Origin of the sequence: Ralstonia sp. UNC404CL21Col (assembly GCF_000620465.1) — a bacterium.
GTDB lineage: Bacteria > Pseudomonadota > Gammaproteobacteria > Burkholderiales > Burkholderiaceae > Ralstonia > Ralstonia flatus.
In genome coordinates, this window is sequence record NZ_JIBE01000003.1 from 856,970 (window position 1) to 868,967 (window position 11,998).

Consider the following 11,998-nt stretch of genomic DNA (forward strand, 5'->3'; position numbering starts at 1 on the left):
CTACTTCGGCAGCGCCTTGTCTTCCGCCTTCTCTTCCCGGTATTGCCGCTCCATCTGGTGCAAGCGCGCATCGACTTCGGATAACGTGTAGAAATCCGCATCCCCCGCATCGCGGGCGAGCTTCAGTTGCTCCACAGCCGATCCCCACGCCCCATCCCGCGCGTATTTCTCCGCCAGCGCGCGATGCTGCTCAACGCGCTTGCCCTTGTCGGCATAGGCCCGGGCGAGCATGTCCCACCAGATCGGCTGGGCAGTGTCTTCGCGGGTCTTGTCTTTCAGATACGGAATCGCGTCATCGGTCCGGCCGGCCGAGAGCAGCGTTTGCGCATAGGTGATGCCCACCGCGCGCGACAGCGGATACGCAGCCAGCGCCGCGCGTGCCAACGTCAGCGCCTCGGGCGCACGGTTACGCGCGCGTGCCAGTTCGATGGCGGTGACATCCAACTCGACGCTGCCCGACGTGATGCCGGGAATGTTGCCGTACAGACGTCGCGCTTCCTGCAGCGCTTGTTCAGCGTCATCCAGCCGCCCCGCCATCTGATTGGCAACTGCCACGCCGTACCACAAGGCTGCGCGCTTCTCGACCGGCGCATCCGGCGCTGACGACAATTGCGAGCGCATCGCATTGCGCACGTCGATATAGCCGCTCGTCGACGTTTCCTGCAGCACGCGCGCACGCACCTTCGCAAAACCAAATTCCGGGCGACGCGGTTGGCGCGGATGCGGCAAGCCACGCGCGCGGTCCTCCATGTCGGCGATGCGCTCGCCGGTCAGCGGGTGGGTGCGCGCATAGCCGGGAATCACGCCCGTATCAGCAATGTTCGTGACGCGCTGCAGGCGACGGAAGAAGTCCGGCATGCCGTCCGGGTTGTAGCCCGCGCCCGTGAGCAGCGTAAAACCGACGCGATCGGCCTCGCGCTCCGCGCCGCGCGAGAACGCGAGCTGGTTCGACACCGCCGCCGCCTGCCCGCCCATCGCGAGGGCCTGCGCGGCGTCCCCGCTCTTGGTGGCCGCAAGACCGGCCAGCAGAATCGAGGCCAGCGCAATCCACATCGACTCGCCGGATTTATCAATGCCGCGCGCAATATGCCGCTGCAGCACGTGACCGATTTCGTGGCCTAGCACCGACGCCAGCTCCGATTCGCTCTCGGTCGCGACCAACGTGCCCGTGTTCACGCCGATGTAGCCGCCCGGCAATGCAAATGCATTGATGCCGGGATCGCGCACCGCAAACAGCTCAAAGCTCGACGCCGACGTACTGCCCGCCACGTGCTGACGGCGCGCCGCTTCGATGAGCTTGTAGCCGATGGTGTTGAGGTAGTCGGTAATCAGCGGGTCGGGCACGAAGTCCGGATCGCGGCGTATCTGGCGCATCACACGGTCGCCCAGGCGACGCTCCATCTCGGGCGACAACGACGCCGTCGACGGATCGCCCATATCGGGCAACTCGTACGTCGGCGCATCAATGACAGTCGGCTCCTTCGGCAAGTACGGCGACTGCCGTCCGATCTGCACGCTGCGATTCAGGTTGCTCTGCACCTGATCGGCCGCCGCGGCGGAACCCAACCCCGGGTTGACCGAGGCCGCCGGCGCGGACGCCACCGCCTGCGCCAGCACGGGCAGCGGCAGGGGCGCAAGCCACGTCGACAACAACACAGCAGCCGTCAGCTTGCGGGCGCGCGGCCGAAAAAGTGAAAGCGTCATACGGAAAGCACGGAGAGCGGAATCAGCGCGGCCACATCGCCGCAAGCCGGGTGCTTGCTATCATAAAACGCTTCGCACCCTGCCCCGCAAAACGCGCTGTCACTCATGTCGCAACTCACCCACTTCGATTCCGCCGGACAAGCCCATATGGTTGATGTCGGCGACAAGGCCGTCACGCACCGCGTGGCCGTCGCCACCGGTACGATCCGCATGCTGCCCGAGACGTTTGCGCTGGTGCGCGATGGCAATGCCAAGAAAGGCGATGTGCTGGGCATCGCGCGAATTGCGGCGATTCAGGGGTCCAAGCGGACTTCGGACTTGATCCCGCTCTGCCATCCGTTGGCATTGACGAAGGTAGCGGTTGAGTTTCAACTGAGCGAGGCCGAGCACAGCGTGCGCTGCAATGTACGTGCAGAAACCCGAGGGCAGACCGGCGTCGAAATGGAGGCCCTGACAGCGGTGCAGGTGGGGCTGCTGACGATCTACGACATGTGCAAGGCTGTGGATCGGGGGATGGTGATTGGGGATGTGCGGCTGCTAGAAAAGCATGGGGGGAAGTCGGGGGAGTGGGCGGCGGGATAATCGTCTGCCCGACAAAAAAAGAGCGTCTTTCTGACGCTCTTTTTTGCTTACGGCGGAGGGAAGTCAGCGGCACTCAGGTGGAGCATATTTAGCATCCAACGTGGGAGTAGTGCTCAGTTTCACGTTACCCTCGGGCAGAATTTTTCCGCCTGCTGCGCAAACCCATTGAATTGCAGCCATAGGCACACTGCCAGCTTGTAGGTTGGCACTATCCGAATACGGCGTCAGAACCAACTTACTCTTGTCGACTGGCACTATTTTCGAGTCGTAGGTTACAACCACTTCACCGGTGTCTTTATCAACAGTCAGCGCCGAAACATTCTTGGTTGTCGTGAATGTCGACATTCCTTTGGACAAATCGCTCTGGCCTGCAATAGCGTTTTCCGCAACCAGAGTCTTGGTTTGTGCGGCGATTGTTAGACCTTCGGTAACCTTCGCACGGATGGTGTAGTCTTGATACGCTGGCACAGCGATCGCGGCCAAGATACCCACAATGGCAACGACAACCATCAACTCAATCAGCGTGAAACCGGACTGTAGGTGCGCTGGCTTTCTCTTCAATTGCATTGATTTCTCCTCATCACTTGGTAATTGCTCGACACGGCAACTAAAACCGCAGTCATTGCAAGTGATGAGAAGACTAAGCGAGGACGTGAATCGAGCGATATGCCGCAACAAATTTTAACGCATGCAGCTCAAAAATTAAAAATCTTCAAGCTGAGGCTCTTCATAAAACGGCGTAAATTAGTCCACGCCCGTCAATAGATTTTTAGCTTTCAAGCGCGTGCAAAATTCCTTCGAACCGACCATTTTTTCCTTGCAGACATGCGCGATCAATAGTGAAGCTCCTACGTAATCTTCAGAGTTCAGATCACGCAGGCGCCTAACCTGAAGTACAGCCTCATCAGTTTTACCTTGGAATGCCAGAGCCACGGCCCAACGCTGTACCGGACCAGCACTGGGATAGAACTGCACGGCTTGCCGTTCGATTGCAGCTAAGACTGGCGCGAGCTCGTAAGTCATACCAGCATTATTGGCAATAGTCAGGTTTGCGTACGGTGCTAGCAACAATTGCTTGCTTTCCTGATACTGCCGAAGCGCCGCTTGCGCGCCTCCCTGTTGGTAGTAAAGTTGCTCAATCGGCTTGTAGTCGATCCACATACGACCCGTCAGAGCAATGCAGCAAACCACAATGATTCCAGTCAATACCCAAGCCATGCTAGCAGATGGGAAACGCAGGGGTCGATCGTCGGCGTAACCCAATACAAATGCAAAGGGCAATAGAAAGTAAAGATACTGCAGCGGATACTCAAGCATCGAATGTGCTGCCAGTACCAGAACAACGGTGTAGAGAAACACGCTGGCGGAGGTGAACGATGATCGTATGGCGACCCGCACCAATCCAGCCAACGGCAGGACTACTGCTAGCAAACCAAAGATACCAACCTTCGCTAGGATATCCAAGACGGCATTGTGCGCATTCAAGGACATCGTGACGGGCCCAAGCAGATCGGTTTGCACATACTGATTCCAGGCGTAGTCCCCCCAACCGCCACCTAACCAGAAGTTGGTCACGAACATATGCCACGCGTGATGCCACATCGGCATGCGATCGGAGGCGCCGTGTTCCATGCGGGTCGCCAAAGACGTTGGCAGCCCTAAGGCCCACAACATGTTGGCGTAGCTCACCAACCAGTTGCACAACTCAAAAACGAGCAGCAGTAGCAGAGGAGTCGCAATAGCCCAACCTTTGTGGCCCCCCCGCTGCTTCCAGAACAGTAAGCCAGTCAGAACACCGACGATGCCAGTATGAATCCACGCTGTACGAGAGAACGTCAGCGCCATGCCCACCAGAAACATCAATGCACACCCGACTAGGAACGCCCGCACTAGCTTGCTTCCATTTGCAAGATAGACACAGGCTGCCAAGCCAAAACTCAGATAGGACGCGACGTGATTTGGTTGATTCAGATTGCCCCACATCCGGCGATCTAAAGCAGTAGAGGCTGGCGAAACCAGTGACTCCGGTAACCCCTGCACGCGAAACAACTGCAGAAGCTCGATAGCCACAGTCAATAGCGCACCAATTAGAACGCCAACAGCAATGGCCCGTAGCACTCCTGGAATCTCACGGCACCGCGCACCAATTCCGGTGGCAGCCGCTGCTGCGAGTAGGAACACAATAGCCGCGAACGAATAGAAGGGGTTGATTGGCGTCGCGACGTCCAGTTGAACAATAAGAACGAGCACCAACGCGACGGGCGCCAGTGCTGCAACGGGAAACACTACTTTCTCCCGCCATGTCGCACCAAGTGCCACCACAGCCAACACTGCCCAACAAACCGCACTGGCAAATTCGCCATAGAAGGTTGGGATGGGGTATGTGTGTGGCGCAACTAGAAATGGAATTGACCAACACGCTGCAACAGCAAGCGACAGTGGTATCAACAAGGCTGGAGAACGGGGCATCAGGGGATAGAAGAACAGACACCAAACAAAAAGAGCGCCCGAAGGCGCTCTTGCCAATAAGCTAGCTTATAGCTTAGCGGCACTCTGCCGGAGCGTACTTCGCCTGCAAAGATGGGTTGGCGTACGCGGTCGGAGCCGGCACCTGCGACGTGGCGACCTTGCCCGAAGCAAAGCAACCCCACTGAATTTGACTAGTCGGAACACTACCTGCCGACAACGCTGCGCCCCCTGCTGCGGGCTTCAGCACGAGGGTGCCGCCGCTCGCCACGGGTTGATACGTGAGTTGGATTTCGCCTGTCGTACCATCAATGACCATCCCGGACACGTTCTTAGTCGCCACAAAAGCCGACGAACCAGCGTCGAGACGAGTTTGAGCGTTCGCGGCGTTTTCTGCCACGAGGACCTTGGCTTGAGCGGCCAGTGCCAGACCTTCCGTCACGCGAGCGCGAATCGTGTAGTCCTGGTAAGCCGGAATGGCGATAGCAGCCAAAATGCCGACGATCGCGACCACGATCATCAGTTCGATCAGCGTGAAGCCCTTCTGGACACGCTTGTTCAGACGACGCATCGTTTTCATTGAATTTTCCCCCGGAAAAATTTGGTTAAGGATGATGCGAGGCTATTTGAGCAGGGACCGTGCCAACTTGATTTCGTGAACTTGTGTGTCAAAACTGTCGCTATTCGCTCTACTGCTTGGGCATGAAGTGACAGTTTTTGACATGCCGTGACGTGGATCGTCAATTTCTGTGGAGCTGGCACAAAGTCATCAGTGGCCGGCGGCTTACACGAAAACGACGCGTGTAGACGCCTCGACTGAGCACAAGGATCGCTATCTGCACTCCGCCGGAGCATATCGAGCGTCCAGAGTTGGCGTCCCGATGCGGTTTACGTTCGGTGGCATTTGCTTGCCGTTCGCCGAGCATGCCCACATGACGACTGCTGGAGGAGCCGACCCCGCCCTGAGATTCGCGTAAGTAGACGACGCAGTGCCCGAGTAGGGCGTGAGGATTAGCGTGTTGCTGCCGGCTCCTGCCACGCTAGAGGTGAACCCGATGGAAATTTCGCCGGAGCCACCATCAATATCTAACGAGGCCACATTGCGTGTAGCTGGTAGCGAGGCGGCGCCCAGCGATAGGCTGCTTTGTGCGTTTGCAGCGTTCTCGACCACCAACGCCTTCGCCTGCACAGCGATGATTAGCCCCTCAGTCACCCGCGACCGAATCGTATAGTCTTGATACGCCGGAATCGCCAATGCCGCCAGAATCCCCACAATCGCCACCACGATCATCAGTTCGATCAGCGTAAAGCCGCCCGCCCGACGCCTTGTTCCCTTGCTGTGCTTGAATGTCATGACCTCTCCCCAAAAGGCATTTTGTTGTTGGGAGGCCACCGTGCATGGACTATGCCAAGGCACACACCATATTTCGGGGAAAGAACTGGCGCGCTTTGTCCAAATTTGCGGCGCAAATCTGACCGTTCTTGACAGAATTCCGGACAGAACCCGTCATCACCTACTTTCGAGGGGATTCGTTCGGACTAGGCCTGGCGCAACGTTCGCCGGCTGAGCCACCTGCCTACGCTGACGACGAGCAGCGCCCCCACGCACCCCACCACCACGTCCGCATACGGCACCGCGCGCTCAAACCACGCCGCATCGATCGGATCGGTGACGAGCATGTCGCCAGCCAGATAGCCGAGCAGCGCCGCCCCGAGCGTGATGATGACGGGAAAGCGCGCCATGACGCCCACCAGCAACGTGCTGCCGAACACGATCAGCGGTACCGAGAGTCCAAGCCCCAGCACCAGCAGCAGAAACGTCGTGCCTGGCGGCCCCTTCTCGGCCGCGGCGGCCACAGCGACGACGTTATCGAGCGACATCACAAAGTCGGCGATGAGGATGGTCTGGATGGCCGCCCATAGGCCGGCACGCTGATGGCGATCGGCGGCCTCCTCGTCGGCTTCCGCCAGCAGCTTCACACCGATGTAGACCAGCAGCACCGCGCCAATCGTTTTCAGGTATGGCAACGCAAGCAGCTTGACGGCCAGCACGGTCAACACCACGCGCAGCACAATGGCGCCGGCGCTGCCCCAGAAAATGGCCTGCTTCTGCTGACGCTTGGGCAAGTTGCGCGCGGCCAGCGCGATGACCACCGCGTTGTCGCCCGACAGCACGATGTTGGTCAGGATGATGGAGCCAAGTGCGAACCAGAATGCGCTGGAGGTGAGCGCCATAGTGTTCTCGAAGATGTCCTTGCGGGTTGGCGGGAAATCGGTTTGCAGCGTCTTGTGTGCTTATACACATGTCGTGCCCGGATCGCATGCTGCATCGCGATCAAACAAAAACGGGAGCCGAAGCCCCCGTTCTCGCACAACCTCAAACCTTGTCGATTACAGCATCGCCTTGAGCAGACGTGCCATTTCCGACGGGTTCTTGGTGGTCTTGATGCCGCATTCTTCCATGATGTCGAGCTTGGCTTGCGCGGTGTCGGCACCGCCCGAGATCAGCGCGCCGGCGTGGCCCATGCGCTTGCCCGGAGGCGCGGTCACGCCAGCGATGAAGCCAACCACCGGCTTCTTCATGTTGTCCTTGATCCAGTAAGCCGCGTTGGCTTCGTCCGGACCACCGATCTCACCGATCATGACCACGGCGTCCGTTTCCGGATCGTCGTTGAACATCTTCATCACGTCGATGTGCTTCAGGCCGTTGATCGGGTCGCCGCCGATACCGACTGCCGACGATTGGCCCAGGCCCAGCGCGGTCAGCTGGCCCACGGCTTCGTACGTCAGCGTGCCCGAGCGCGACACCACGCCGATGCGGCCCTTGCGGTGGATGTGACCCGGCATGATGCCGATCTTGATTTCGTCCGGCGTGATCAGGCCCGGGCAGTTCGGGCCCAGCAGCAGCGTCTTGCTGCCGGCCTTACGCATCTTGTCCTTGACCATCATCATGTCGCGCACGGGGATGCCTTCGGTGATGCAAACCACCAGGTCCAGTTCAGCTTCAACAGCTTCCCAGATCGCATCGGCTGCGCCTGCGGGCGGCACGTAGATCACCGACACGGTTGCGCCGGTCTGTGCCTTCGCGTCCTTGACGGTCGCGTAGATGGGAATGCCTTCGAAGTCTTCGCCGGCCTTCTTCGGGTTCACGCCGGCGACGAAGCAGTTCTTGCCGTTGGCGTAGTCGCGGCAGCCGCGGGTGTGGAACTGGCCGGTCTTGCCGGTAATCCCCTGGGTGATGACCTTGGTGTCTTTGTTGATCAGAATCGACATGCTGTAATCCTTTTATGCAGCGAGCCGCGCCGTCGTACGGTTGCGTACTTCGAGGCGCCGCCCGCGTTCGCGTATGGTTGGGTCAGCGGGCGGCTTACTTGCCGGCGGCTGCGGCCACGACCTTCTCGGCGGCCTCTGCCATCGTGTCTGCGGCGATGATGGGCAGGCCCGACTCGGCCAGCATCTTCTTGCCGAGGTCTTCGTTGGTACCCTTCATGCGCACAACCAGCGGCACCGACAGCGACACAGCCTTCGACGCAGCGATCACGCCTTCGGCGATCACGTCGCAACGCATGATGCCGCCGAAGATGTTGACCAGAATGGCCTGCACGTTCGGGTTCTTCAGCATCAGCTTGAAGGCTTCGGTCACCTTCTCGGTGGTGGCACCGCCACCCACGTCCAGGAAGTTGGCCGGCTCGCCGCCGAACAGCTTGATGGTGTCCATCGTGGCCATGGCCAGACCGGCGCCGTTCACCAGGCAGCCGATGTTGCCGTCGAGCGAGATGTAGGCCAGGTCGAACTTCGAGGCTTCGATTTCGTTGGCGTCTTCTTCATCCAGATCGCGGTAAGCGACGATTTCCGGGTGACGGAACAGCGCGTTCGAGTCGAAGTTGAACTTGGCGTCCAGTGCGATGACCTTGCCGTCGCCGGTCAGGATCAGCGGGTTGATTTCAGCTTGCGAAGCGTCGGTTTCCCAGAACGCCTTGTACAGGCCTTGCAGGGCTTGGCGAGCTTGTGCGATCGAAGCATCCGGCACGCCGATCTTGCGGGCGATGTCGTCAGCCTGCGCGTCTTGCAGACCCGCTTGCGGATCGATCAGCAGCGTGTGGATCTTTTCCGGGTGCGATTCGGCGACTTCTTCGATGTCCATGCCGCCTTCGCTCGACGCCATCAGCGCCACTTGCTGCGACACGCGGTCCACCACCAGCGAAACGTACAGTTCCTTCTTGATGTCCGCGCCTTCTTCGATCAGCAGGCGGTTGACCTTCTTGCCTTCCGGACCGGTCTGGTGCGTCACCAGCGTCATGCCCAGGATGCTGCTGGCGTATTCCTTGACCTGCTCCATGCTCTTGGCAACCTTCACGCCGCCGCCCTTGCCACGGCCACCCGCATGAATCTGTGCCTTCACGACCCACACCGGGCCGCCCAGGGTTTCAGCAGCCTTGATGGCCTCGTCGACCGAGAAGGCCGGAATGCCGCGCGGAACCGGCACATTGTATTTGCGCAGGATTTCCTTGCCTTGGTACTCATGGATATTCATGCGTGTTTCCTTTGCTAGGCAGAGTAAGTGTGATGAGTATTGAAAACGCGAACGGCGCGGTGCCCTTCAGGACGAGGGCTCAGGCGCGAGTTCGGTGGGTGGCGGTTGGATCTTGGCTTCGGGCTGGTATGCAAACCAGCGCGGGTAATGCTTGCGGACCACCTCGCCTCCAAGATGCAGGGCGTGGCAGCCGTGGAGTTGGTAAGGCGGCTTTTCGCCAGGCTCGATCGGACGCAGGTCGTTGGAGTTATCGCGCACCGGAAAGACGTCGCCGGCGAAGGCCTGGATGGCGGCGGTCGGCAGCACGCCACACAGCTCGGTCAGATGCGTACAGCCCGCCACACCGCCAAGTCTCTCACGCGAGGCCTTTCGAAAACCCTTCATCAGGTTCAGGCCGATGAGTTTGCGGTAGGCCGGGCCGATCGTGTCGCAATGTGTGGGGTACGGCACCCAATCGGAACACGCTTCGGCATCCACGACATTCATGCGGGTATCGATGGTCACGCGCAGCCACAGGTCATGCAGCGGCTGGCCTTCGGGGCGCACGCCGCCGCTGGCCAGGGGGATATCGCGAGGCTTGGTGTCGGTCAGGCGCGCTTCAATGTCCCACAGGCCGTCTTCCCGCAAATAGGCCTCCACCGTGATGGCACGGCGGTGGCGCATGACGCGCGGGACGGGGGCAGACAGAGGCATGGACCAGACAGACCGATAGGACCGATGGAGGCGGCACACGCGGATCGCGCGCATCGCCTACGGGACGTATGCGACAGCGCATCAGCCGCCACACACGAACATACCGCCCTGCAACCAGAATTGAGGTTCGGGGCGGTATCAAAGACCAGTATTTTAACACGTCGTCACGACCAAGCCGGTCGCCTGCTGCAATGCAGTGTGAAAGCGGTTGCGACAACCGCGTGAGGTGCAACCAACGCGATTCATGCGCAGCCGAATTGTCCAAGCGAATTGTTGGGAGATCGACGGCATTCAGGCCGACTCGTCGCCATCTTCCAACAGTTCATCGGCCCCAGCGATGATGCGCGACACGACGGAACGGGAGAAACCGCGCGCCATCATGTATCGCACCTGCTTGGCGCGTTCGGCCAGGTCGGCCGGCGGGCGGCCGAAGCGCTTTTCCCACAAGGCTTTGGCTCGCGCCGCCTCCGTACTTTGCAGTTGCGCCTTGACCTCGCCCAGCGTCTCTGCGCCAAGCTGATGGGTTTTCAGCTCCTGCATCAGGCGAGCCGTACCGTAGCGGCTCGCGCGGCGGTGCACCATGCTCTCGGCAAAGCGCGTATTGGACAGCCAGTTTTGGCTCTCCAGCCAATCCAGCAGCGCGTCGACCTCTTCGACGGACTCGGCGTGCGGCACCAACTTACGGCGCAATTCGACACGACTATGCTCGCGCCGAGATAGATAGCCCAGCGCACGAGCCTTCAGCGATAACGGTGGGCGCGGCAGCGGCATAGATTCCAGGCTCAAAAGAAAACGCCCACCGTTGGGGGACGGCAGGCGTATGAAGCTCGATAGAGCCGTCGATCTGCGCCGACGGCCAACCCAATTACTCTTCTCCGATTTCCTCGGCCACTGCGACGGCGCCCATCGGCGTCACGCCCAGTGCTTCGCGGACCTTGTTCTCGATATCACGGGCGAGGTCGGGGTTCTCGCGCAGGTATTCACGGCAGTTGTCGCGGCCTTGGCCGATGCGCTCGCCACCGTAGCTGTACCAGGCGCCGGACTTTTCAACGATCTTGGCTTCCACACCGAGGTCGATGATTTCTCCTTCGCGCGACACACCCTGGCCATAGAGGATGTCGAAAATGGCTTCGCGGAACGGCGGCGCCACCTTGTTCTTGACGACCTTGACCTTGGTTTCGTTGCCGACCACATCGTCGCCCTTCTTGATCGAGCCGATACGGCGGATGTCCAGACGCACCGAAGCGTAGAACTTCAGTGCGTTACCACCCGTGGTCGTTTCCGGCGAACCGAACATCACACCGATCTTCATGCGGATCTGGTTGATGAAGATGACCATGCAATTGGTCTTCTTGATGGTGCCGGTCAGCTTGCGCAGCGCCTGGCTCATCAGACGGGCCTGCAGGCCGGGCAACGCGTCGCCCATTTCGCCTTCAATTTCAGCCTTCGGCACCAGCGCGGCCACCGAGTCAATGACGATCAGGTCAACCGAGCCCGAGCGCACCAGCGCGTCGGCAATTTCCAGAGCCTGCTCACCCGTGTCCGGCTGGGAGATCAGCAGGTCCGGCACGCTGACGCCAATCTTGTCGGCATAAGTGACGTCAAGAGCATGTTCTGCGTCGATGAAAGCACAAGTGCCGCCCAGCTTCTGCATCTCGGCAACCACTTGCAGTGTCAGCGTGGTCTTACCCGACGATTCCGGACCGTAGATTTCAATGACACGGCCGCGCGGCAGGCCGCCAACGCCCAGCGCCACGTCCAACCCGAGCGAACCCGTCGACACGACCTGGACCGGCTCGACCTCGGCGTCGCCCATCTTCATGATGGAGCCCTTGCCGAACTGCTTTTCGATCTGCGCGAGCGCGGCAGCCAGCGCCTTCTGCTTTTCTGCGCTCATCGCGGCTGCCTTCTTACCGTCTTCCATGGTCGTCCTTCGTGCAAATTGGTGTATAAATGGGCCGCAAGGGCTTGCGATTCCAGCGGTTGCCTGCAACAACGGGCCGCTGGCTGATTGCCCCG

12 protein-coding genes are annotated in these 11,998 nt (G+C 60.0%); 1 reads left to right on the top strand and 11 read right to left on the bottom strand.

Going from position 1 to position 11,998, the window contains the following annotated elements; genetic code table 11:
• Nucleotides 1–1,704, bottom strand: a complete 1,704-nt coding sequence (locus tag N511_RS0104095; protein ID WP_027678127.1) for a beta-barrel assembly-enhancing protease — start codon at nucleotides 1,702–1,704, stop codon at nucleotides 1–3.
• A 105-nt stretch (nucleotides 1,705–1,809) separates the two neighbouring features.
• On the opposite strand from N511_RS0104095, the gene moaC reads away from it, so the two are divergent.
• Nucleotides 1,810–2,286, top strand: a complete 477-nt coding sequence (gene moaC, locus N511_RS0104100) for a cyclic pyranopterin monophosphate synthase MoaC (RefSeq protein ID WP_027678128.1) — start codon at nucleotides 1,810–1,812, stop codon at nucleotides 2,284–2,286.
• Nucleotides 2,287–2,349: 63 nt separating this feature from the next.
• Here the strand turns inward: moaC and N511_RS0104105 are convergent, their stop codons facing one another.
• From N511_RS0104105 to recA, 10 genes are all read right to left on the bottom strand, one after another.
• Nucleotides 2,350–2,853: a pilin gene (locus N511_RS0104105; RefSeq protein WP_027678129.1), complete on the bottom strand. Its 504-nt coding sequence runs from the start codon at nucleotides 2,851–2,853 to the stop codon at nucleotides 2,350–2,352.
• A 177-nt stretch (nucleotides 2,854–3,030) separates the two neighbouring features.
• A complete protein-coding gene (locus N511_RS0104110; protein ID WP_027678130.1) occupies nucleotides 3,031–4,755 on the bottom strand; it encodes a PglL family O-oligosaccharyltransferase in 1,725 nt (574 codons plus the stop codon).
• A gap of 73 nt (nucleotides 4,756–4,828) precedes the next feature.
• Nucleotides 4,829–5,332: a pilin gene (locus N511_RS0104115; protein ID WP_027678131.1), complete on the bottom strand. Its 504-nt coding sequence runs from the start codon at nucleotides 5,330–5,332 to the stop codon at nucleotides 4,829–4,831.
• A gap of 252 nt (nucleotides 5,333–5,584) precedes the next feature.
• Nucleotides 5,585–6,106, bottom strand: a complete 522-nt coding sequence (locus tag N511_RS0104120) for a pilin (protein ID WP_027678132.1) — start codon at nucleotides 6,104–6,106, stop codon at nucleotides 5,585–5,587.
• A 185-nt stretch (nucleotides 6,107–6,291) separates the two neighbouring features.
• A complete protein-coding gene (locus N511_RS0104125) occupies nucleotides 6,292–6,987 on the bottom strand; it encodes a TerC family protein (protein WP_027678133.1) in 696 nt (231 codons plus the stop codon).
• 156 nt (nucleotides 6,988–7,143) lie between these two features.
• Entirely contained in the window at nucleotides 7,144–8,025 is an 882-nt protein-coding gene (gene sucD / locus N511_RS0104130; RefSeq protein ID WP_009239052.1) for a succinate--CoA ligase subunit alpha, read from the bottom strand.
• Nucleotides 8,026–8,119: 94 nt separating this feature from the next.
• Entirely contained in the window at nucleotides 8,120–9,286 is a 1,167-nt protein-coding gene (sucC, locus tag N511_RS0104135; protein WP_027678134.1) for an ADP-forming succinate--CoA ligase subunit beta, read from the bottom strand.
• Between the two features lie 66 nt (nucleotides 9,287–9,352).
• Nucleotides 9,353–9,979, bottom strand: coding sequence for a DUF2889 domain-containing protein (locus tag N511_RS0104140; RefSeq protein WP_027678135.1), 627 nt, complete (start codon nucleotides 9,977–9,979; stop codon nucleotides 9,353–9,355).
• 291 nt (nucleotides 9,980–10,270) lie between these two features.
• Nucleotides 10,271–10,750, bottom strand: a complete 480-nt coding sequence (recX, locus tag N511_RS0104145) for a recombination regulator RecX (protein WP_027678136.1) — start codon at nucleotides 10,748–10,750, stop codon at nucleotides 10,271–10,273.
• Nucleotides 10,751–10,844: 94 nt separating this feature from the next.
• Nucleotides 10,845–11,903: a recombinase RecA gene (gene recA, locus N511_RS0104150; RefSeq protein WP_027678137.1), complete on the bottom strand. Its 1,059-nt coding sequence runs from the start codon at nucleotides 11,901–11,903 to the stop codon at nucleotides 10,845–10,847.
• Nucleotides 11,904–11,998: the final 95 nt, after the last annotated feature.